This window comes from Bailinhaonella thermotolerans, from assembly GCF_003594875.1.
Taxonomy (GTDB): Bacteria; Actinomycetota; Actinomycetes; order Streptosporangiales; family Streptosporangiaceae; genus Bailinhaonella; species Bailinhaonella thermotolerans.
In genome coordinates, this window is the sequence record NZ_QZEY01000011.1 from 205,961 (window position 1) to 227,891 (window position 21,931).

Here is a 21,931-nt window from a genome sequence, read left to right on the forward strand (position 1 = left end):
CGCTCCCCGATCCCCCGACCGGCCGGGCGGGACCGTTCCAGCCCGGCCCCGCCGCCCCGCCCGGGGAGCGGGGCGACCAGCCCGACCAGCCCGTGGAGGACGTCACCGTGGACCCCCAGCTCGCGCGAGTCCTGTCGAAGATGCCGATCCTGGACGTCGGCGACATCGCGGCCATCAGAGCGCTCAACACCGCCACCCCGATGCCGGTGCACCCGGCCGACCGGGACGTGCGCACGAGCGAGCGGACGGTGCCGGGGCCCGAGGGCGCCCCCGAGGTGGGGATGCGCGTCTACCGGCCGGGCGAGGACCTGGTGAACCGCCCCGCGGTCGTCTACTTCCACCCCGGGCTGACCTTCGGGACGCTGGAGATGGACCACGCCCGCTGCATGCGCTTCGCCTCCGGCGCCGGCTGCGTGGTCGCCTCGGTGGACTACCGGCTCGCCCCCGAGCACCCCTACCCGGCCGGGGTCGAGGACTGCTACGCCGCCCTGTGCTGGGTCGCCGCCAACGCCAAGGAGCTGGGCGCGGACCCCGGCCGGATCGCGGTCGCCGGGTGCAGCACGGGGGCCACCCTCGCCGCCGCGGTCGCCCTCATGGCCCGCGACCGCGGGGGCCCGGAGCTCGCCTTCCAGCTCCTGATCCAGCCCGCCGTGGACGACCGCCTGGACACCCCGTCCATGGCCGAGTTCGCCGAGCCCGGGCCGTGCGAGGCCGGCCGGGCCGGGTCCGCGCACACCTGGCGGTACTACCTGGCCGGCGCCGAGGCCGGGCCGTACGCCGCGCCGGCACGGGCCGGGAGCCTGCGGGGGCTGCCGCCCGCGTACGTCTCGACCGCCGAGCGCGACTGCCTGCGCGACGAGGGCATCGCGTACGCCCTGCGGCTCATGCGCGAGGGGGTGCCCGTCGAGCTGCACCACTTCCCCGGCACCTTCCACGCCTTCGACCTCGTCGTGCGCACCGCCGCGATCTCCCAGCGCGCCGTCGAGGAGCAGATCGCCGTGCTGGCGCGCGCCCTGGCGCCACGCCGGAGCGGGCGGTGAGGCCCCGCTTCGACCTGTTCGGCGAGCTGCGGCCGGACGAGGACCCGTACCCGGTGTACGCGCGGCTGCGCGAGGGGTCCCCGGTCTGGCGGGGCGGGCCCGGCCAATGGCTGGTGACGCGGTACGACGAGGTCGCGGCGGCGCTGCGCGACCCCCGGCTCGCCCAGTTCCACTTCGGCGCGGCGTACCGGATGTTCCCCGAGGCCAACCTGACCGGCTCGCTGGGCGACGGCCCCGCGAGCAGGTTCGTCGAGCACAGCGTCGTGACCCGGGACCGGCCCGCCCACGGAGCGCTGCGGCGGCACCTGAACCGGGCGGTCGGCCCCCGCGTCCTGGCCGGGCTGCGCGATGCCGTGCCGGGCCTGGCGGACCGGCTGATCACGGCGGCGTGCGGGACCGCGGGCCGCTCCGGGGGCTCGTCCTTCGACGCGGTGCCGGACCTGGCGTTCCCGCTGCCGCTGCTCACCCTGGGCGAGCTCGCGGGCGCCACGCCCCCGCCGGAGGTCGGGCGGCGGCTGCTCACGCTCACCCGGATCTTCGCCCCGGTGGTCCCCGACGCCGACCGGCGGGCGGCCGACGAGGCCGTGGTCTGGCTCCGGCGGTACGTCGCGGACCTGCCGGGCGGCCCGGTGCGCGCGCTGCTCGACGAGCCGCCGGGGCTGACCCGGGAGGAGCTGCTGGACAACGTCGTCTTCCTGTTCTTCGCCGGGTTCGAGACCTCGCTGAACCTGATCGCCGGGGGCTGCGCCCTGCTCGCCCGGCACCCCGCGGAGCAGGCGCGGCTGCGGGCCGACCCGGCGCTGATCCCCTCGGCCGTCGAGGAGTTCCTGCGCTACGACACCCCCACCCAGGTCACCGGGCGCATCGTGGTCGAGCCCCTGGAGATCGCCGGGCAGCCCGTGCGGCCGGGCCGCGTCGTGCTGCTCCTGCTCGCCTCGGCCAACCGGGACCCCCGCCGGTTCCCCGAGCCCGACCGGCTCGACGTGGGCCGGGCGCCCAACCCGCACGTCGCCTTCGGCGGCGGCGCGCACTACTGCCTGGGCGCGGCGCTCGCCCGGCTGGAGGCCGCCGCCGCCTTCGCCGCGCTCCTGCGGCGCTTCCGGGCGCTGGAGCCTGACGGGCCCGTCGCCCGGCATCCCGGGGCCACGCTCAGGCCGTACGCCGGCGTCCCGCTGAAGGCGGCGGCCTGATGTGCGGGGTGTGCGGCTGGGTCGACTTCGACCGGCCCCCGGACCGGGAGACCGTGCGGGCGATGACGGCCACGATGGCCCACCGCGGCCCCGACGAGCACGGCCTGTGGGCGGACCGGCACGCGGCGCTCGGGCACCGGCGGCTGGTGGTCATCGACCGCGAGGGCGGCCGGCAGCCGATGGGGGACGGCCCGGTGCTCGTCTACAGCGGCGAGGTCTACAACCACCGGGAACTGCGCGCCGAGCTGCCCGGCTGCAGGACACGCAGCGACACCGAGGTCGTGCTGCGCGGCTACCTGGCCTGGGGCGAGGGCGTGCTGGACCGCCTCAACGGGATGTACGCCTTCGCGATCTGGGACCCCCGGACCCGGGAGCTGCTGCTCGCCCGCGACCGGCTGGGGATCAAGCCGCTCTACTACCACCGGACCCCCGGCGGCGTGGTCTTCGGCTCCGAGCCCAAGGCGATCTTCGCCAGCGGGCTCGTCCGCCCTGCCGTGGACCGCGACGGCCTGCGGGAGCTGCTGTCCATGGTCCGCACCCCCGGCGAGGCCGTCTACCGGGACCTGCGCGAGGTCCCGCCCGGTCACCTGGTCCGCGTACGGCGGGGCGGCCTGTCCCTGCGCCGGTACTGGGCGCTGGAGGCCCGCGAGCACCGCGACGGCCCGCGGACCACCGTGGCCACGGTCAGGGACCTGCTGCGGGACGCCGTCGAGCGCCAGCTCGACGCCGACGTGCCGCTGTGCGCGCTGCTCGGCGGCGGCCTGGACTCCGGCGCGATCGTCGCCCTCGCGCAGGACGCCGCGGCCCGGAACGGCGCCGGCCGGATCCGCTCGTTCTGCGTGGACACCGGGTGGCGGCCCGACGAGATGCGCCGCACCCCCGACGCGCCGTACGCCCGGGAGGTCGCCCGGCACACCGGCGCCGACCACGCGGAGCTGCGGGTGGACGCGCGCGAGCTGACCTCCCCCGCGCTGCGGTCGGCGATCCTGCGCGCCCGCGACCTCCCGCCCCTGGGCGACATGGACGGTTCGCTCTACCTGCTGGCCCGGGAGATCCGGCGGCACGCCACCGTGGCGCTGTCCGGCGAGGGCGCCGACGAGCTGTTCGGCGGGTACGCCTGGTTCCACGACCCCGCCTGCGTGGACGCCGCCACCTTCCCCTGGCTCGCCATGACCCGCGCGCTGGGCCGCCAGGCCGTCTACGAGCCGCGCTCCCGCGACCTGGACGTGCCCGGCTACCAGGCGCAGCGGTACGGCGAGGCGCTGGCCGCGGTGCCCCGGCTGCCCGGCGAGGACCCGCGCGAGCGGCGCATGCGGGAGCTGTGCCACCTGCACCTGACCCGGTTCCTGCCGCACCCGCTGGACCGCAAGGACCGCATGGGCATGGCGGCCGGCCTCGAGATCCGGGTGCCGTTCCTGGACCACCGCCTCGTGGAGTACGTCTTCAACGTGCCCTGGCGGCTGAAGACGCGCGACGGGCGGGAGAAGAGCCTGCTGCGCGCCGCCGCCGGCGACCTGCTGCCCGCCTCGGTCCTGGCCCGCGCCAAGAGCCCGTACCCCGCCGTGTCCGACCCCGCCTACCACGCCCGCCTGCGCGACGAGGTGAACGCCCTGCTCGCGGACCGCTCCTCCCCCGTGCTGGAGATCCTGAGCCGGCCCGGCGTCCGCGCCCTGGCCGCGATGCCGCCCACCGGGGCCCAGGTCGTCCGGCTCGGGCTGGAGCGCGTCCTGCACCTGGACGCCTGGCTGCGGGCGTACCGCGTCCGCCTCGACCTATGAGGGCCGCTGCGGCGCGTGCCGGATCAGCGTCAGGCCCTGCCGTACGGTGAGCACCACCTGCTCGACGCGCGGGTCGTCGCGGACCAGCGCGTTGAACGCCCGGATGGCGGCGATCTCCTCGTCCGGCGGGTCCTCGGCGATCACCTGGCCCAGGTGCAGCGTGTTGTCGAAGGCGAGCACGCCCGTCTCCGCCAGCCTGGGCAGCAGGGCCTCGTAGTACTCCGCGTAGGCCGTCTTGTGGGCGTCCACGAAGGCCAGGTCCACCGGCCCGGGCAGGGCGGCGATCGTGTCGAGGGCCGGGCCGAGCCGCACCTCGACCCGGCCCGCCCAGGGGGACGCGGCGACGTGCCGGCGGGCGATCTCCGCGTGGCGCGGGTCGATCTCGCAGGTGATCAGCCGCCCGTGCGGCGGCAGCGCCCCGGCCATCGCCAGCGCCGAGTAGCCGGTGAACGTGCCGACCTCCAGGACCAGCGCCGGCCGCAGCATGTGCACCAGCATCGCCAGCAGCCGCCCTTCCAGCGGCCCGACCATCATGTACGGCTCGGCGCTGACCTCCCGCGTCTCGGCGGCGACGGCGGCCAGGCAGGGCGGCTCGGGGGTGGTGTGCCGCAGGGCGTAGTCCTCCACCCGGGGCCGGACGATCACCGCGCAACCTCCCCGCGCCTCGTCACCGCGCCACCTCTCCGCCGCGTCTTCCGGCCACCACGTCTGTCGCCGGCCGCGTCTCTCGTCCGCCACGCTTCCCGGTCACCGCGCTTGCCCGTCACCGCGTCGCGTCACCGTGTCCCGTCACCGCTTGACGGCGATGTAGGCCGCGAAGTTGTACCACTGGAAGATCCGTTCCACCGCCGCGAAGCCGGCCTCCCGCATCAGCCGGATGTTCTCCGGCTCGGTGAACGGGATGAGCACGTTCTCCAGCGCCTCCCGCTTGCGGGAGATCTCGGTGCTGGTGTAGCCGTGGCGCATCTTGTAGGCGTGGTACAGGTCGATGAACATCCGGCGCAGTTCCCGGTCGTCGGCGAGGATCTTCTCCGCCATGAGCAGGCAGCCGCCCCGGTGCAGCGAGTCGTGGAACATGGCCAGCACCCGCGGCCGGTGGATCGGCCGGACGAACTGCATCGTGTAGAGCATGGTGATCACGCGGGCGTCGGGCAGGGACGGCACGTCCTCGATCGCGTCGGGGCGCACGGAGACGCGCTCGGCGCGCGGGATCGCCGCCAGCTTCTTGGCCGCCTGCTCGCGCATCCCCGGCGACGGCTCGATGCCCACGAAGCGCACCGCCCGGTCCGGCTCGATCACGCTCGCCACGCCCAGGAGCGTGTTGCCGGTCGAGCAGCCGACGTCGTAGACCGTGCCGTCCTCCCGCAGGAACTGCGCCGCCAGCTCCACCACCATGCGCTGGACCTCGCCGTAGAACGGCACGCTGCGCTCCAGCATGTCGTCGAACACCGTGGCGACGTTCTCGTCGAAGATGAAGTCCTGCACCCGCTCGCGGTTGCGGAAGATCTCGTCGCGCATGGGCGCTCCAGCAGTCGTGCGGGGGTCGGGGGACGCTCATCGGGTACGGCGGGGCCGGGGTCAGCCGGGGCGCGCGTCGATGAGGTTGAGCAGGCGCGCGTCCACGACCGCGGCCACGGACATGCCCGCCTCGGCCAGCAGCTCGCCGAAGCGCTCCGGCGATCGCACATGCCCCTCCCCGAGCACGAGCATGTGCAGGTCCATCGAGATGCTGAGGTCGTCCGGGGCGTCGCGGGGCTCCAGCACGAGCAGGCGGCTGTCGGGCCGCATGACACCGCGCAGGATGCGCAGCAGCGTCACCACCTCGTCGTCGGCCAGCCCGATCAGCACCCGCTTGATGGTGTACGCGTCGGCGCCCGCCGGCAGGGGCGTCTCGAACAGGCTGCCGCCGACCGCCGCGCACCGGTCGGCCACCCCGGCGTCCGCCGCCGTCTTGGCCGCCTCGGCGACGGTCCCGGGCAGGTCGAACACCGTGCCGCGCATCTGCGGGTAGCGGCTCAGCAGCCCGCACAGGAACGTGCCGTCGTTGCCGCCCAGGTCCACCACGGTCCGCAGGCCACGCCAGTCGTACAGCCGGGTCAGGGTCTGCAGCTCCAGGCGCGTCAGCGCCCGCTGGGAGTCGCGGAACTGCGCCTGGAGCGCCGGGTTGGCGGCCAGGTGGCTCCAGTAGTCGGTGCCGAAGACGTGGTCGAAGGCGGTCTCGCCGGTGCGCAGCGTGTGCTCCATCTCCGCCCAGGCGTCCACGTCGGGCCGCAGCCGGAACGCCCACCGCATCGACAGCGGGTGGTCGCCGCGCAGCAGCTCCGACAGGGGCGTGAGCGCGAACAGGCCGGGCTCCGGCTCGGCGAACACGCCCGCCGTGGCCAGCGCCCGCAGCGTGCGCAGCAGCGACCGCTCGTGGGCCCCGATCTCGGCGGCCAGGTCCCCGACCCGGCGCGGCCCCTCCGCCAGGTGGTCGGCGACCCCGAGGTGGGCGACCGCCCGGATCGCGAAGGCCAGCGTGAAGTCGGCCAGCTCCGCCAGCCGCGCGATCGACTCGAATCCCGCCCTGCGCCGGCTCACGGCCGCCTCACCCGTCCCCGCCGGGCGCGCGGCCGGAACGTTCCAGGAGCTTGCCCACGACGAAGTCCTCGACGTCGCGCACGGTGAGGATCTTCTGCGCGGTCTCCTCGTCGATCGGCTCCAGCTCGAACTCGTCCTCGATGGTGAACGCCAGCTCCAAGATGGCGAGGGAGTGGTACTCCAGGTCCTCCACGAGCCGGGCGTCCGGGCTCGTGGACTTCGCCTCGGCGGGGGCCAGCTCGAAGACCAGGTTCCGGAGGAGTTCGCGGACTTCCCCTTCGGTTCGACTCCGGCTCACGTGCACGCTCTCGCTCATCCGCACTCTCCGCTTCCGAGTCGCCTCTTCACGCAATCTCCCCGTCCGCACCGGGGCTGTCAATCCCCGGAATCGGGGCCGATCGTGCCGCTGATCTCCGCTTTTGCGGGGAATGAGGGCGTGTGCGAGCCCCGCGTGTCCCCACAAAACCCGACCTTCCGGGCACGCCTTTCCGGCCACGTCTTCCCGCCCGCCCCGGCCCGCCGGCCGGGCCGGACCACCCCGGCCCGGCCACCCGGACCCGGCCACCCGGCGCGGGACTCCCGGCGGCGGACTCCCGGCGCGGACTCCCGGACTCTGCCGCCGGGCCCGGCTACCTGAGTTCGGCGCCCCAGTCCTCCGGGGGGACGTCCCGGACGTGCCGGGTGAACTCCCACACGTGCCCCTCCGGGTCGCGGACGAGGTACTGCCGCAGCCCCCAGGGCTTGTCCACCGGCTCGTGCGCGGGCTCGGCCCCGGCCGCCACCGCCTGCTTGAAGTGGCGGTCCACGTCGTCGACGTACACGATCATCCGGGCGGACACGGGCCCGTCCCGGCCCGGCGGGGCCAGGCCGCCGCCCGCCGAGGAGAGCATCACCACGCCCCCGCCGGTGTCCAGGTCCACGTGGCCGACCACCCCGTCAGGGCGCGTCTGCCGCAGGGTCTCCCGGAACCCGAACACCCGGCACAGCCACTCCGCCGCCGCGGCCACGTCGTCGTACACGAGCTCCACCACGACACGCGGGAAGCCCCTCTCCGGGTCGTACACGACCGTCCTCCTCTCCGCCGGGCCCTCCGGCCCGCCTCCCGAATCCCCGGCCCGCTCGCCGGGTCACTCCCCGGCCAGCTCCCTGAGCATGGCCCGGATGCGCGGCGTCTCCCCCAGCGCCCTGCGCAGCTCCGCGATGTCCTCGCGGTTGACGACCAGCGGATGCCGCTGGAACGAGCCGCCGGGGCTGTAGAAGCAGAACCGCAGGTGCTCCTCCCCGTCGTGCTCGCCTCCCTCCACCACGAGGAGCTGGAGCGCCGGCTCGTAGAACTCGTTCGGCGCCGTCGCCTCCTCGACGATCCGCCCGCTGCCCCACGAGTAGGCGAAGGGTCGTGGAACCTTCCTGGCCACTGGTCCTCCCTGTTCCGCCCGGTCGTCGCCGGTCGTCGCGTCAGGTCCGGCGCGGTTCCCCGCGCCCCGGTCTCTCCATGCCCCCGTACGGCCGGAGCAGCACCGCCGCGAGCAGCGCGGCGGCCAGCATCGCCCCCGCGCCCGCCCGCAGGGCCACGGCGTACCCGGCGGTCAGCGCGGCCGGGTCGTCGGCGCCGCCCGCGTGCCGTACCGCGACGGTCACCAGCACGGCCAGGCCCAGCGCGCCGCCGGCCTGGTAGACGGCGTTCTGCACGCCGGAGGCCAGGCCCGCGTCCGCCTCGGACACCCCGTGCAGGCAGGCGTTGCCCAGCATGGGGAACGTCAGGCCCGCCCCGAAGCCCACCACCAGCGAGCCCGGCAGCACGTCGGCGAGGTAGGAGCCCCCGGGCGACATCCCGGACAGCAGCAGCAGGCCGGCGCCGCCGATCGCGCAGCCGGCGGCCAGCGGCGGCCCGCATCCGAGCCGGGGCAGCAGCGCGGTCGCGAGCCCGCCGCCGGCCACGATCATGAGCCCGTACGGCACGTAGGCCAGCCCCGTCCACAGCGGCGACCAGCCGAGCGCCTTCTGCATGTACAGCGTGAGCAGGAAGAACATGGCGAAGAAGGCGCTGGCGAACAGGAGCGTGGCGGCCGTGCCGGTCATCCGCACCCGGTCGGTGAAGAACGCCGGGGGGACCAGCGGGTGCCGGGCCCGCCGTTCGACCGCGGCGAAGGCCGCCAGCAGCGCCAGGCCCGCCGCGAGCGGGACGACCACGGGCGCGGACCCCCACGGCAGCTCGGCCGCCCGCAGCAGGCCGTACACCAGCGCGACCATGCCGGCGGTGACGCAGAGCGCCCCGGCCACGTCGGCCCGCGGCCCGGCGCGCGCCCTGCCCGGCGCGGGCGGGGCGGGGGCGAGCACGTGCGCGGCGGTGACCAGCCTCGGCACGGCGATCAGGACGAACGCCGCCACGGGCAGGTTGACCAGGAAGATCCAGCGCCAGGTGGTGAGGTCGTTGACCACCCCCGACACGACCACGCCCAGCGTCCCGCCCACGGCCGACAACCCCGCCCAGATCCCGATCGCGGTCCCGCGCTCCCGGGCGTCCTCGAACAGCAGCGCGACCATCGCCAGGCCCGCGGGGGCGGCCAGCGCCTCGCCCGCGCCCTGCCCGAAGCGGCCCGCCACGAGCAGCCCCGCCGTGCCCGCGACCCCGCACACCAGCGAGGACGCCGCGAACAGCGCGACCCCGGCCAGGAACACGCGCCGCCGCCCGAGCAGGTCACCGAGCCGCCCGCCGAGCAGCAGCAACCCGCCCGCCGTCAGCGCGTAGGCGTTGACCACCCAGGCCAGCCCCGCCGGGTCGAACCGCAGCTCGCCCTGGATGCGCGGCAGCGCCACGTTCACCACCGTCAGGTCCAGCACGAAGACGAACTGGACCAGCGCCAGCACGGCCAGCGCCCGCCACCGCCGCGGATCGCCCGCCGCCCCGCCGGGCGCGGCGGGCCCGCTTCCGGGCCGCTCCCGCGCGCTCACCGGCGCTCCCGGGGAGCCGGGCGCCTGACACGGGAGCGGACAGGGCGGTTGCCGGGACGGCCGGTGTCGGTTGTGATGGCTGACATGAGCGCAGGACCCGCGCCCGTCCCGCCGATTCCGGCGGACACCTTGCTGATCTTCCTCGTGCAGTGCGGCACGCTCCTGCTCCTCGCCGTCGCGCTGGGGCGGCTGGCCGCCCGGGCGGGCCTGCCCCCGGTCATGGGCGAGCTGGCGGCGGGCGTGCTGGCCGGCCCGTCCCTGCTGGCCGTCGTCTGGCCCGGGGCGTGGGCGGCGCTGTTCCCCCCGGACCCGGCGCAGGCGCACCTGCTGGACGGCGTGGCGCAGCTCGCGACGCTGCTGCTGGTGGGCGCCACCGGGGCGCAGGTGGACCTGGGCCTGGTCCGCAGGCGCGGGCTCACCGCCGCCCGGGTCAGCGTGGCGGGGCTCGTCCTGCCGCTCGGGCTGGGCGTCGCCGCCGGGTTCTGGGTGCCCGCCACGCTCATGGGGCCCGCCGCCTCCCGCCCGGTGTTCGCGCTGTTCATCGGCGTGGCGATGTGCGTGAGCGCGATCCCGGTGATCGCCAAGATCCTGCTGGACATGCGCCTGCTGCACCGCGACATCGGGCAGCTCACGCTGATCGCGGGGATGATCGACGACGTCTGCGGCTGGCTCCTGCTGGCGGTGGTGTCGGCGCTGGCCACCGCGCACGGGCAGAGCGTGCTCCTGCCCGTGGCCGCGCTGGCCGGGGTGCTGGCGGTCACGGCGCTCGCGCGGCCCGTCGTGGGGCGGGTCATGCGGGCCGCCGCCGCCTCGCCCGACCCCGGGCCGCCGATCGCCGCCGCCGTGACGATGCTGCTGCTCGCGGGCGCCGCCACCCACGCCCTCCGGCTGGAGGCCATCCTCGGGGCGTTCCTGTGCGGGGTCCTCATCCGGGCCTCGGGGATCGAGATGGCCCGGCTGGCGCCGCTCAACACGATGGTCAGGTCGGTGCTGGCCCCGCTGTTCTTCGCCACCGCCGGGCTGCGCATGGACCTGACGGGCCTGGCCGACCCGCGCCTGCTGCTCACGGCCCTGGCGCTGCTCGCCGTGGCCGTGGCCGGCAAGTTCGCCGGGGCGTGGCTCGGCGCGCTCTCCAGCCGGCTGTCCGGCTGGGAGGCGCTGGCCCTGGGCGCGGGCATGAACGCCCGGGGGATCGTCCAGATCATCATCGCCATGGCGGGTCTCCGTCTCGGCGTGCTCGGCACCGAGGCCTACACGGTCATCGTGCTCGTCGCCATGGCGACCTCGCTCATGGCCCCGCCGATCCTGCGGCTGGCCATGCCCCACGTCGAGCACACGGACGAGGAGCGGCGGCGTGAGCGCGAGCACCTGAGCGCCTTCGGGCACGTCGGCGAGGGGGACGAGACCCGCCGCTGAGCCCGGCGGCGGCGGGCGTCAGCGGTACACCAGGATCTCCTTCACGATCGCCAGGTCCTCGTCGTCGCCCGCCAGGCCGGAGACGAGCTTGACGAAGTCGAACTCGGGGTACCGCTGCCTCTCCGGGTCGATGATCTCCTGCGCGCCCCGGTAGTACTCCGACCTGGTCTTCGTCTGGTCGTAGAAGAACCTGACGAACTCCAGGATCACGTTGAGGAAGGCGCGGCAGTTGTCCTCGTACGCCCGCAGGGCCGCGGCCTCCCTCGCGGGATCGGACAGCGCCTCGTTGAGGGCCTTGGCCAGCACCCTGGCCCCGCGCACCGCCAGCGTCACGCCGGTGGACAGCAGCGGGTCGATGAACGCCGAGGCGTCGCCGACCAGCGCCCAGCCGGGCCCCTGGAAGCTGCGGCACTGGTAGGACCAGTCCCGGGCCGTGCGGTAGGCCGTGACCAGCGTGGACCCGTCCATCATCGGCTTGACCAGCTTCGACTCCTCGAGCTGGGTCTCGAAGAGCTTCTCGGCGGACAGCCCGGAGTTGGTCAGCAGCTCGCTGGAGGTGACGTAGCCGATGCTGGTGGTGTCCTGGCCCAGCGGGATGAACCACAGCCACCCCGTCGGCAGCGCCTCCACCAGCGTGTGGCCCGCGCGTTCCCCGTCGAACCTGCGGCAGCCCTGCCAGTAGCCCCAGATCGCGATGTTGCGCAGGTCCTCGTGCCAGTCCACCAGGTCGAAGTGGCGGCCGAGCCAGCGCTGCTGGCCCGTGGCGTCCACGGTGAACCTGGCCCGCGCCTCCTCCAGCTCGCCCCGGCCCCGGACCTGGTAGCGGACGCCGGCGACGCGGTCGCCGTCGAACAGGGCGTCCTTGACCGTCGCGTCCTCGACGACGTGGACGCCCAGCTCGCGCGCCCGGCCCACGAGCATGGCGTCGAACTCGGCCCGCCGCACCTGGTGCACGAACTCGTACGGCCCGGCCTGCCGGAAGGTGAAGCCCCATTTCTCGGCGTCGGCGCCCCAGAGCACGTCGGCGCCGTACTTGCGGGGGAAGCCCATCTGCTCCAGCCGCTCGCGCACCCCGAGCCGGTCCAGCGTCGGCCAGACCCCGCTGATCAGCGACTCTCCGATGTGATAGCGGGGGTGCTTGTCACGGTCCAGGAGCAGGACCCGGCGCCCGTCCATGGCGAGCAGCCCGGCCGTGCACGAGCCCGCGGGCCCGGCGCCGACCACGATCACGTCGAACTGCTGCTGGTTCATCCTTGGGGTCTCCGTTCTCCGGCGATCTTCTCGGCGAGGCGTTCGGCGATCATCACGGTCGTCAGGTGGGTGGGGGTCGAGGGGATGAGCGGCATGATCGAGGCGTCGGCGACGCGCAGCCCGGTCACGCCCCGCACGCGGCCCTCGGCGTCCACCACCGCCCGGGGGTCGCCGTCGGGGCCCATCGCGCAGGTGCCGACGGGGTGGAAGTACGGCATGGCCGAGGCCGCCAGCCACGCGTCCAGCTCCGCGTCGCCGTACTCGGTCACGGGCCGCCCCTTCTCCAGGCTCAGCGGCGCGTCCATGAGCCCGGCCAGCGGCGCGGCCCGGGCCAGCTCGGCCGCGTGCCGGACGCCGGCGCGCAGCCGCTCGCGGTCCCGGGGGTCGGCCAGCATGCGGAACTCCACGACCGGGTCGGCCTCCGGGTCGGCCCCCGCCAGCCGCACCGAGCCGCCCTCGGACGCCGGCGCCGACAGGGCCACCATGAGCCCCCCGGCGCGCACGTCCATCGGCGTGCGGTCCAGCGGCAGCGCCTCCAGGTCGTCGTACGGCTCGCGCCCGCCGCCCTGGAACGTTCCCGCCCCGGCCGCGCCGGAGGAGAAGCGCAGGACGCAGTGGCCGGGCAGCACGTCCGCCGACGGCGCCCAGGCGTGGGACCGCAGCGGGAAGGTGAGCCAGACCATCGGGTGGTCGCGCAGCCGCCGCCCCACGCCGGGGAGGTCCGCGGCGACGGCGATGCCGTGCCGGGCCAGCTCGCCGGCGGGGCCGATCCCGGAGCGCATGAGGATGGCCGGGGAGTGGAACGCCCCGGCGCACAGGACCACCTCGCCGGCCTCCGCCAGGCGCGGCCCGTCCGGGGTCAGCAGCTCGACGCCGACCGCCCGGCCGCGCTCCAGCACCACCCGGGACACCCGCGTGTCCCCCAGAACGCGGAGGTTGGGCCGGTCCCGCGCGGGCTCCAGGTAGGCGTCGTTGGTGGTGACCCGGCCCTGGGGGCCGCGGTGCCAGGCGCCCGGCGCCAGGCCGGTGTGGCCGGGCGCGTTGAGGTCGGCGTGCTCGGGGTGGCCCAGCGCGGCCGCCGCCCCGGCCAGGCCCCCGCTCACCGCCCCCCACTCCGCCCGGGGCACCCGGCCGACCGGGATGGGCCCGTCCGCGCCGTGGTACGGCTCGCCGGGGAAGTCCAGGTCCCGCTCGATCCGGATGAAGTACGGGAGCACGTCGGCCCAGCCCCAGCCTTCGCAGCCGGCCGCCGCCCACGCCTCGAAGTCGGCGGGCCTGCCCCGCACGGCGCCCTGGCCGTTGATCGCCGAGGTGCCGCCCACGCCCCTGCCGGCCAGGACCGTGTCCGGCTCCTGCGCGTCGGTGACCCGGCCGCGCAGCCCCGGCCAGTGGTAGCGGCCCAGCGCCAGGACCATGGCGAAGTTCGGGCCCCGGACGGCCTCCGGGGTCTCGGCCGAGCGGTAGTCGGGCCCGGCCTCCACGAGCAGGACGCTCCGTCCCGGATCCTCCGACAGGCGGGCGGCCAGCGGGGCGCCGGCCGAGCCCGCTCCGACGATCACGATGTCGTACGCGGCCACGGTGACCTCATCAGCGGTCGGGCCCGCCGGGGCGGGCGCGGGTCATCTCCGGCCGCTCGCGCTCGGGGGCCGGAGCCTTGCGGGGTCGACGTCCCCGTCACGGAACCCCCGCAGGACGGCGGCGACCACGGCGACGATCTCGTCGGCGTCGTCGTCCGGCAGGGTGTACGGCGGGACCAGCATGAGGATGGCCGGGGTGTAGTCGATGAGCACCCCGCGCCGTTCGCACTCGGCCTGCAGGTGGCGCTTGCGGTTCAGGTTCGCCATCAGGTCCGGCGGGTCGTCCAGGTCGATCGCGACGTACGCGCCGAGCGCCCGCACTCCGCGCACCAGGGGCAGGTCCTTGAGCTCGCGGGCCAGCTCGGCGGCGAGCCGTTCCCCCATGCGGGTCCCCCGCTCGCGCGCGCCCTCGCCGTCGAGCGCCCGCAGCGTCGCCAGCCCGGCGGCGCACGCGATGGGGTGGGCGTCGGTGGACGAGGAGTGGGCGAAGTACGCCCCCGGACGGTCGAAGGCGGCGTAGACCCGGTCGGTGGCCAGCACCGCGCCGAGCGCGGCGTACCCGGCGGTGAGGGTCTTGGACAGGCACATGACGTCGGGGACGACGCCGGCGAGCTCGGCGGCGAACATCGGGCCCATCCGGCCGAGGCCGGTGAACACCTCGTCGTAGATCAGCAGGATGCCGTGCCGGTCGCACAGCTCGCGAGCGCGACGCAGGTAGGCGGCGGGCAGGGGGTGGCCGCTGAAGCCGTGCACCGGCTCGGCCACGAGCGCCGCGACCCGCTCGGGGCCCAGCTCGCCGATCTTGGCCTCCAGCGCCGCGGCGTCGCCCGGCGGCACGTGGTGGAAGCCCGGGGGCATCGGCCCGAACTGCTCGTGCAGCATCGGCCAGCCGCCCGCGGCCATCGTCATCAGCGTGCTGCCGTGGTAGGCCCCGTGCAGCGCGATGATCTCCACGCCCATCGGCCGCCCGGAGTTGGCCTGGAACCGGCGCGCCATGAGCAGCGCCGACTCCACCGCCGAGCTGCCCGTGTGCGTGAACCTGACCCGGGTCAGCGGGGGCGGCGCGGCCGCGGCGAGGGCCGCGGCGTACTCGACGATCACCGGGGCGGGCCGTTCGTACCGCATGGTGCACACGAACGGCAGCTCCAGCGCCTGCCGGTGCATCGCCTCGGCGATGTCCCGGCGGCTGTACCCTAGGATCACGTTGGCGATCCCGGACCGGGCGTCGAGGTAGGCTCTGCCCGCGCGGTCGAAGACCCGGCATCCCTCCCCCCGCACGAGCATCTCCCGGGGACCTGCGGCGCCGAGCACGTAGCTCATGTGGGCCGAGCCGTGCCACAGCGGATGCGTGGCGGCGTCCCATCCGTCCGCGTCCGTCGCCTTCGCGGTCCGTGCCTGCGCGTCGCCTGCCTCTGCGTTGCGTGCCTCGCGGGCCATAGGCGACGAATCTCACGAAGACGCGGCAGCGTCAAGGACGGCGGCGAAGCCGGTCGGTGACAATCCGTGGCCGCGAGGACACATCCCGGCACGGCCGGGGCGCGTGACGGCGGCCCCACGCCTTGTTACCGTCGCGGCATGGGTCCTCTCTGGCGCGCCGCCGACCTGGTCACCCCGATGGCGATCCGGGTCGCGGCCACCTTGCGCGTCGCCGACCACATCGCCGCCGGGGCCGTCTCGGACGACGACCTCGCCAAGCGCACCGGCGCCGACCCCGACGCGCTGCGCCGGGTGATGAGCCACCTGGTGTCCGCCGGCGTCTTCACCCGCTCCCCCGGCGGCGCGTACGGCCTGGGCGAGCTGGGCGAGGAGCTCCGGGGCCCGGCGCGGGACTGGCTCGACATCGAGGGCGCGGTGGGCCGGGCCGACCTGTCGTTCGTGCGCCTGCTCGACTCGGTGCGCACCGGCGGGCCCGCCTACCCGCTGCTGTACGGCGCCGGCTACTGGGAGGACCTGGACCGCGACCCCGGCCTGTCGGAGTCGTTCGACCGGCTCATGGGCGACCACCCCGCCGTCGGCGACGTCATCGCGGGCCACGACTGGACGGCCGTGCGGCGGGTGGCCGACGTCGGCGGGGGCAACGGCGTCCTGCTCGCCCGCCTGCTCGGCGCCCACCCGCACCTGGCCGGCATGCTGGTCGAGCGGCCGGGGCCGGCGGAGGCGGCCGTGACGGTCCTGGAGCCGGTGCGGGACCGGGCGGAGATCCACCCGGGCGACTTCTTCGGCCCGCTGCCCCGCGGCGCCGACGTCTACCTGCTCTCCCGCGTGATCGGCGACTGGGACGACGAGCGCGCGACCGCCGTCCTGCGGCGCTGCGCCGAGGCGGCGCGGGACGCCGGCGAGTCCGGCCGGGTGCTCGTGCTGGAGGAGGGCGACCTCACGGGCCCGCACGACGGCGAGGGCTCGGAGATGGACCTGCGCATGCTCGTCTACTGCGCCGGCCGCGACCGCGGGCTGGACGACGTGCTGCGGCTGGCGTCCGCCGCGGGACTCGACGCCGGCCCGGTCCGCGTCGGCCGGTGCTCCACTCTCGTCACTCTGATCCCGCGCCCCGGCCGGCCCTGAACACAAGCTGACCGAATTCGAGGGGTTGGCGGGCATTTCTCCCCAATGGCCCGGCGCCGGTCGATCATTTCGAGATGATCCTTCTCGCCGCCCCCCGATGATCCGCATTATTCGGTATTGACGCAGCCCGCAGGCGGTGGTTGTGTCAGCATGAAGCGGCCGCTGCCACCCACGAATCAGCGCCAGTGCGCAATTCGAGGCAATTCCCCCACGCCCTCTCAGAGGAGGCAGCCGTGAAATACGTCGTTCAATACAAAGTGCGCGAGAACACCACCGCCGAGGCCATGCAGGCCGGGTTCGCGGTGTACGAGCGCTGGCAGCCGACGAAGGGCATCGAGTACCTCCAGCACGTCGCCCGCGTCGACGGCTCCGGTGGTTTCATCGTCGTCGAGACCGACGACCCGTCCCTCATCGCGCTGGACACGGCCACCTACTCGCCGTACGTCAGCAGCGAGGTCATCCCCGTGGTCGACATGGAGCAGTTCGCCCGCACCAGCAACCAGGCGGCCGACCTGCGCGCGTCCGCCCGGCAGACCCGATGACCCCTGATCCGGAGCAGGCCGTCGTCCGCGGGGATCCCCTCCCCGCGGACGACAGGCGGGCCGGCCGGGTGTTCCACGTCGCGAAGGACCGGCTCGAGGCCGACAACCCCGTGCCCGGATTCGAGACCAGGACGGCGCGGCTGGGCGACTACACCGTCGTCTTCGAGACGATGCCCGCGGGCTGGCCGCCCACGGGCGCGTTCGACGGGCTGCCCGGCGACCGCTGCCCGGTCGCCCACTGGGGCTACCTGTTCGAGGGCCGGTTCAGGGCCGTCCTCGACGACGGCACGGAGCTCTCCGTGGGGCCCGGGGAGGCGTACTACCTGCCGCCGGGCCACCTGTTCCAGTCCCTCGAACCGTCCCGGACCGTGTGGTTCAGCCCGGCGGCGGAGCTGGCCGGCACCTTCGAGATCGTCGCCGGGAACGTCGCGGCCCTCCTTTCCATGACTCCCCCGGTAAACACCGTAAATCCACACATTAAGGAGGCGGAATCCGAATGAGCGAGCCCAACGGGCGGCGTGGCGAATGGACCTATAATCCATCGCGCGGATTTCCGAGGGTCGTCCCGATTCTCTTCTACGAAGACGTGGAAGTGGCGATTTCCTGGTTGTCCAGGGTTTTCGGATTCAACGAACTTCTGCGCGTCGTGTGCGAAGGCGGCTGGATCGCGCACGCCGACCTCGAACTCGAGAACGGCGTGATCATGCTCGACGCCGCGCGCGGCGACTACGCCCCCCGCAAGGACTACCGCAAGCCCATCCTGGACGGCCACGTCTGCTCCTACACCTTCGTGTGCGTGGAGGACGTCGACAAGCACTTCGAGCGGGCCAGGGCCGAGGGCGCCACGATCGTCTACCCGCCCGAGGACAAGGAGTGGGGCCTGCGGCAGTACACCGCCAAGGACTACGAGGGCCACACCTGGGAGTTCAGCCAGCACATCGGCGACCCGCCGCCCGAGGAGTGGGAGGCCACCACCGCTCACGCCACGGGCGAGTTCCGCCCGTGACCGCCCCGCGGCCCGCCGCCACCGGGCGGACCGCGACCACCCGCCGGACCCCGCCCACCCGCGGGACCCCGCCCACCAACCGGACCACGCCCACCAACCGGACCACGACCCCTCAGCAGCCCGCGACCCGGGAGGAGCGGCGGCGATGACCGACGTGGCCTTTCTCAACCTCATGGACCCGGCCTTCCGGGTCGACTCCCCCGACGTGCGGGCCGCCGCCGAGCGGCACTGGTACGCCCAGACCCCGATGGGCCCGGCCGTCCTGGCCTACGACGACTGCGTCGAGCTGGTCAGGGACCGGCGGCTGCGCCAGGTCGGGCTGGACCACATCGCTATGCAGGGCGTCAGCACCGGCCTCGCCGCCGACTGGTGGGGCAACACGCTGATCAGCCTGGAAGGCGAGACGCACCACCGGCAGCGCCGGCTGCTCGCCAAGGCCTTCACCCCGCGCCGGGTCGAGGCGCTGCGGCCCTGGATGCGCACGATCGTGACCGAGCTGATCGACGAGCTGGAGCACCGCGGCGAGTGCGAGTTCATGGCCGACTTCGCCGACCGCTACCCGCCGCGCGTGATGTACGAGCTGCTCGGCCTGCCCGAGGAGGAGCACGCCCAGTTCCTCCGGTGGGGCAAGGACCTGGCCGGGATCGGCGGGATGAGCGTCGCCGAGAACCGGCCCCGCATCGAGGCCGCCCTCGCCGGGCTCTACGACGCCACGGACCGGCTCTGCGCCGAACGCCGGGCGCACCCCCGCGACGACCTGCTCACCGCGCTCGTGCAGGCCACCGAGGAGGGCGACCGGCTCAGCATGCAGGAACTGCGCTACCACGTCGCCGGCTTCGTCTTCGGCGGCCAGGACACCACCCGCAACCAGCTCGGGCTCGGGATGTACGTCTTCACCCGCCACCCCGACCAGTGGGCGCTGCTGGCCGAGCGGCCCGATCTGGCCGCCAACGCCGTCGAGGAGGTGATGCGCGTGGCCCCCACCGTGCCGATCATCTGGCGGGTCGCCACCGAGGACATCTCCTACCGCGACCTGGAGATCCCCGCGGGGACCCGGCTGTGGCTGTTCGTGGCCACCGCGCACCAGGAGGCGGGTCCCTTCGACATCACCCGGGAGAGCCCGCCGCAGCTCACCTTCGGCGGCGGCGTGCACCACTGCCTGGGCGCGATGCAGGCGCGGGCCGAGCTGTCGGAGGCCCTGCCCCTGCTCGCCGCCCGGCTCGGGCCCGTCGAACTCGCGGGCGAGCCCCAATGGAGATCCCTGTTCGACGGCCTCGTCGGGCCGATCTCCCTGCCGATCCGCTACAAGGGCGCGACCTAGCCCCGCCGCGCGAGCCGTACCCTGGCCGGGGTACGGCTCGCCGGGCGCGGGACCTCGGTCAGGCGGAGCCCGCGGCGATGCCGCGCAGGGCCGCCTTGTCCACCTTGCCCACCTTCGTGAGCGGGAGGGCGCCGATGAGCTCCAGCCGGTCGGGGAGCTTGTAGTCGGCCAGGCCCTGCCCCCGCAGGTGGGAGCGCAGCTCCTCCAGGGCGGGCGGCGCGCCCCGGGGGACGACGAAGGCGCAGGCCCGCTCGCCCATCACCGCGTCGGGCATCGCCACGACCGCGGCCTCCCGCACGGCGGGGTGCGTGACCAGCAGGTCCTCGACCTCGCCCGCCGCGACCTTCTCGCCGCCCCGGTTGATCACGTCCTTGACGCGCCCCTCGACGACCATGTCGCCGCGGGGCGTGAGCCGTACGAGATCGCCGGTGCGCAGGAACCCGTCCGGGGTGAACGCGCGGGCGTTGTGCTCGGGGACGCGGTAGTACCCGCGCAGCGTGTAGGGGCCGCGCGTGAGCAGCTCGCCGATCTCGCCCGGCGGCACGTCGCGGTCGTGCTCGTCCACGACCCGGATCTCGTCGGCCGGGGACAGCGGCCGGCCCTGGGTGTGGATGACGACGTCCTCGGGGTCGTCGAGCCTGGTGTACGTCAGGAGGCCCTCGGCCATCCCGAACCAGTGGGTGAGCCGGGCGCCCAGCTCGCCCGTCACCCGGCGGGCGGTCTCGGGGGCGAAGCGCGCGCTGCCCACCTGGACCAGCAGCCGGGAGAAGTCCACGTCGTAGAACTCGGCCGCCTCCAGCCACAGCGTCACCAGCGGCGGCATGAGCGTGGTGAGGGTGACGCCCTGGCTCTCGATCAGCGGGAACGCCTCGTCGGGGCTCGGGCTGGTCAGGAGCACGGCGCGGCCGCCCGCGCGCAGCGCCCCCAGCAGGCCGGGGCATCCCAGGGCGGCGTTGTGCGCCACCGGCAGGACGGCCAGGTAGACCCCGTCCTCGCCGAACTCCAGCCCCTCCGCCGTGGCCCGGAGCTGGTAGGCGTAGTCGTCGTGGGTCCGGGGGATCAGCTTGGGCAGGCCCGTGGTCCCGCCAGAGAGCAGGAAGAACGCCACGTCGTCCGGCCTCGGCCCGTCCATGATGGGCTCGGGCGCGCGCTCGACGTCGCCCAGCGCGAGGAACTCGCCGCCGGGGTCGCCCGCGACGATCACGTGCTCGACGGTCTTGGCGGACGCCAGGACCTCCCCGGCCAGGGCCCGGTGGTCGAAGCCGTGGTGCACGTCGGGGATCACGTACGCCACGGCCTCGGACGCCTCGCACAGGTAGGAGATCTCGCTGCGGCGGTGGGTGGGCAGCGCGAACACCGGCGGGGCCCCGGCCCGGAACAGCGCGACGCTCACGGCGGCGAACGCGGCGACGTTCGGGAGCTGGACGACGACCGGCCTGCCCGGGCCGGCCCCGAGGGCGCGGAACCCGGCCGCCAGCCGGTCGGCCCACGCGTCGAGGGCCGCGTAGCCGTGGGAACCGGCCTCGTCCACGACGGCGATCCGGCCGCCGTCCCGCGCGGCCCAGTCGCGGAGCAGGCCGCCCAGGGTCTCCCCGCGCCAGTAGCCGGCCCGCCGGTACCGCTCGGCGAAGTCCTCGGGGACCCGGTCGTACTCGATCACAGCGCGCCCTCCCTCAGTTCGGGCCCGGTCCGGCGGAGGCCCCGCTCAGCCCGGGCCGCCCGATCCGGCGAGCCGGCCCCCGGCGTACCCCAGCAGGCCGAGGTCCCCGAACCCGGCGCGCACGCGCGGCGTGAGCAGCCCGGCCTGCGCGAGGGAGGACACGACCTTGGCGAACACCGCCTGCCGGTACCTGATCATCAGCTCGTTCTCCCGCGCGAAGCGGACCCCCTCGCCGACCGGCACGCCGAGGCGTTCCCAGACGTCCTCCAGCAGGAACCGGCGGCTCATCAGGCGCGCCGCCTCCAGCGCGAACTCCTCGCGCTCGGCCAGCTCCGCCGAGGTCAGCCCGCCGTACACCTCCCGCAGCGCGATCACGCCGTACGACACGTGCCGCGCCTCGTCGCGCGCCACCAGGCGGCAGGCGCTCCGGATCAGGTCGTCGTGGAACGTCTTGTCCGCCAGCCGGAAGGCCGCCATCGCCAGCGCCTCGACCATGATCTGCATCCCGAGGGCGGTGACGTCCCAGCGCGGGTCGTCGAGGGCGTCGGCGAGCAGGGCCGCGAGCGCGGGCGAGACGGGATAGGCGCCCGGGGTCTTCTCCCGCAGGTACCGGGAGAAGACCTCGACGTGCCGCGCCTCGTCGGCCACCTGCCCGGCCAGGCAGCACTTGGCCTCGACGCCGGAGGCGACCTCCACCAGCCGCGCCGCCGCCACCAGGGCGCCCTGCTCCCCGTGCAGGAACTGGCTGACCATCCAGACCTGGAACTCCCACCGGAACGCGTCCCAAAGCTCCGGTCCGTAGCGGCTCAGGGACGAGGACCCGAAGGCCGCGCGGGCGAACCCCGAGTCGGCGGGCAGCGGCGCGCCGAACTCGACGGGAACGTTCCAGTCCAGGTCGGCGCCCGCGTCCCACTGCCCGCGCTTGCCCCGCTCGTAGAGGTCGGCCAGGCGGGGGAGGCGGGGGTCGTAGTCCCATGTGAGGCGGGCGGTGACCGGCGCGGTTACCGTCAGGCCGTCCATGCCCGGAATCTAACCCCGAACCTCCGGCCCGTCCAT

General features: G+C 74.8%; 21 protein-coding genes. 9 read left to right on the forward strand and 12 right to left on the reverse strand.

The features are described from left to right. Positions 1–107: 107 nt before the first annotated feature. Genes D5H75_RS25865 through asnB form a run of 3 tightly spaced genes read left to right on the forward strand, consistent with a single transcriptional unit; the run spans position 108 to position 4,008 of the window. The gene (locus tag D5H75_RS25865; protein ID WP_202638519.1) at positions 108–1,040 is read left to right on the forward strand and encodes an alpha/beta hydrolase; all 933 of its coding nucleotides are present in this window, start codon (positions 108–110) and stop codon (positions 1,038–1,040) included. Continuing rightward, complete coding sequence (locus D5H75_RS25870) at positions 1,037–2,230, forward strand: cytochrome P450 (protein ID WP_119929121.1); 1,194 nt, start codon at positions 1,037–1,039, stop codon at positions 2,228–2,230. The genes D5H75_RS25865 and D5H75_RS25870 overlap by 4 nt, the downstream gene beginning before the upstream one ends. Further along, positions 2,230–4,008: an asparagine synthase (glutamine-hydrolyzing) gene (asnB, locus tag D5H75_RS25875; protein ID WP_119929122.1), complete on the forward strand. Its 1,779-nt coding sequence runs from the start codon at positions 2,230–2,232 to the stop codon at positions 4,006–4,008. Before D5H75_RS25870 ends, asnB begins: the two co-directional genes overlap by 1 nt. On the opposite strand, the gene D5H75_RS25880 is transcribed toward asnB, so the two are convergent. The 7 genes from D5H75_RS25880 to D5H75_RS25910 all read right to left on the reverse strand — a co-directional run bounded on the left by D5H75_RS25880 (position 4,003) and on the right by D5H75_RS25910 (position 9,540). Beyond that, positions 4,003–4,653, reverse strand: coding sequence for an O-methyltransferase (locus D5H75_RS25880; protein WP_202638503.1), 651 nt, complete (start codon positions 4,651–4,653; stop codon positions 4,003–4,005). The genes asnB and D5H75_RS25880 overlap by 6 nt on opposite strands. Positions 4,654–4,797: 144 nt before the next feature. Beyond that, a complete protein-coding gene (gene cmoA, locus D5H75_RS25885; protein ID WP_119929124.1) occupies positions 4,798–5,526 on the reverse strand; it encodes a carboxy-S-adenosyl-L-methionine synthase CmoA in 729 nt (242 codons plus the stop codon). Positions 5,527–5,586: 60 nt separating this feature from the next. After that, the gene (locus D5H75_RS25890; protein WP_119929125.1) at positions 5,587–6,588 is read right to left on the reverse strand and encodes a methyltransferase; all 1,002 of its coding nucleotides are present in this window, start codon (positions 6,586–6,588) and stop codon (positions 5,587–5,589) included. Positions 6,589–6,595: 7 nt separating this feature from the next. Continuing rightward, positions 6,596–6,904 carry an acyl carrier protein gene (locus D5H75_RS25895; protein WP_202638504.1) on the reverse strand — a complete coding sequence of 103 codons (309 nt, stop codon included), beginning with the start codon at positions 6,902–6,904 and terminating at the stop codon, positions 6,596–6,598. A gap of 313 nt (positions 6,905–7,217) precedes the next feature. Next, the gene (locus D5H75_RS25900; protein ID WP_119929126.1) at positions 7,218–7,652 is read right to left on the reverse strand and encodes a VOC family protein; all 435 of its coding nucleotides are present in this window, start codon (positions 7,650–7,652) and stop codon (positions 7,218–7,220) included. A 63-nt stretch (positions 7,653–7,715) separates the two neighbouring features. Continuing rightward, positions 7,716–8,003 carry a hypothetical protein gene (locus tag D5H75_RS25905; protein WP_119929127.1) on the reverse strand — a complete coding sequence of 96 codons (288 nt, stop codon included), beginning with the start codon at positions 8,001–8,003 and terminating at the stop codon, positions 7,716–7,718. 40 nt (positions 8,004–8,043) lie between these two features. Next, positions 8,044–9,540, reverse strand: coding sequence for an MFS transporter (locus D5H75_RS25910; protein WP_119929128.1), 1,497 nt, complete (start codon positions 9,538–9,540; stop codon positions 8,044–8,046). Between the two features lie 84 nt (positions 9,541–9,624). Here D5H75_RS25910 and D5H75_RS25915 point away from each other — a divergent pair, with 84 nt between their 5' ends. Continuing rightward, positions 9,625–10,956 (forward strand): cation:proton antiporter, encoded by a 1,332-nt coding sequence (locus D5H75_RS25915; protein ID WP_119929129.1) that lies wholly within the window; start codon positions 9,625–9,627, stop codon positions 10,954–10,956. 18 nt (positions 10,957–10,974) lie between these two features. Here the strand turns inward: D5H75_RS25915 and D5H75_RS25920 are convergent, their stop codons facing one another. The 3 genes from D5H75_RS25920 to D5H75_RS25930 are packed head-to-tail and all read right to left on the reverse strand — an operon-like array spanning position 10,975 to position 15,221. Further along, positions 10,975–12,207, reverse strand: a complete 1,233-nt coding sequence (locus D5H75_RS25920; RefSeq protein WP_119929130.1) for an NAD(P)/FAD-dependent oxidoreductase — start codon at positions 12,205–12,207, stop codon at positions 10,975–10,977. Next, positions 12,204–13,784 carry a GMC family oxidoreductase gene (locus D5H75_RS25925; protein WP_119929131.1) on the reverse strand — a complete coding sequence of 527 codons (1,581 nt, stop codon included), beginning with the start codon at positions 13,782–13,784 and terminating at the stop codon, positions 12,204–12,206. The genes D5H75_RS25920 and D5H75_RS25925 overlap by 4 nt, the downstream gene beginning before the upstream one ends. A 42-nt stretch (positions 13,785–13,826) precedes the next feature. Next, positions 13,827–15,221: an aminotransferase family protein gene (locus tag D5H75_RS25930; RefSeq protein ID WP_119929132.1), complete on the reverse strand. Its 1,395-nt coding sequence runs from the start codon at positions 15,219–15,221 to the stop codon at positions 13,827–13,829. Between the two features lie 138 nt (positions 15,222–15,359). Here D5H75_RS25930 and D5H75_RS25935 point away from each other — a divergent pair, with 138 nt between their 5' ends. The 5 genes from D5H75_RS25935 (at position 15,360) to D5H75_RS25955 (ending at position 19,215) form a co-directional block, all read left to right on the forward strand. Then, positions 15,360–16,346, forward strand: coding sequence for a methyltransferase (locus D5H75_RS25935; RefSeq protein ID WP_119929133.1), 987 nt, complete (start codon positions 15,360–15,362; stop codon positions 16,344–16,346). 233 nt (positions 16,347–16,579) lie between these two features. Further along, entirely contained in the window at positions 16,580–16,888 is a 309-nt protein-coding gene (locus tag D5H75_RS25940) for a DUF3303 domain-containing protein (protein WP_202638505.1), read from the forward strand. Next, complete coding sequence (locus tag D5H75_RS25945; RefSeq protein WP_119929135.1) at positions 16,885–17,388, forward strand: cupin domain-containing protein; 504 nt, start codon at positions 16,885–16,887, stop codon at positions 17,386–17,388. Before D5H75_RS25940 ends, D5H75_RS25945 begins: the two co-directional genes overlap by 4 nt. Continuing rightward, complete coding sequence (locus D5H75_RS25950; RefSeq protein ID WP_119929136.1) at positions 17,385–17,894, forward strand: VOC family protein; 510 nt, start codon at positions 17,385–17,387, stop codon at positions 17,892–17,894. The genes D5H75_RS25945 and D5H75_RS25950 overlap by 4 nt, the downstream gene beginning before the upstream one ends. Positions 17,895–18,039: 145 nt before the next feature. Next, positions 18,040–19,215, forward strand: coding sequence for a cytochrome P450 (locus tag D5H75_RS25955; RefSeq protein WP_119929137.1), 1,176 nt, complete (start codon positions 18,040–18,042; stop codon positions 19,213–19,215). Between the two features lie 58 nt (positions 19,216–19,273). Here the strand turns inward: D5H75_RS25955 and D5H75_RS25960 are convergent, their stop codons facing one another. Next, positions 19,274–20,875 carry a (2,3-dihydroxybenzoyl)adenylate synthase gene (locus D5H75_RS25960; RefSeq protein WP_119929138.1) on the reverse strand — a complete coding sequence of 534 codons (1,602 nt, stop codon included), beginning with the start codon at positions 20,873–20,875 and terminating at the stop codon, positions 19,274–19,276. Positions 20,876–20,920: 45 nt separating this feature from the next. After that, positions 20,921–21,895 (reverse strand): ferritin-like domain-containing protein, encoded by a 975-nt coding sequence (locus D5H75_RS25965; protein WP_119929139.1) that lies wholly within the window; start codon positions 21,893–21,895, stop codon positions 20,921–20,923. Positions 21,896–21,931: the final 36 nt, after the last annotated feature.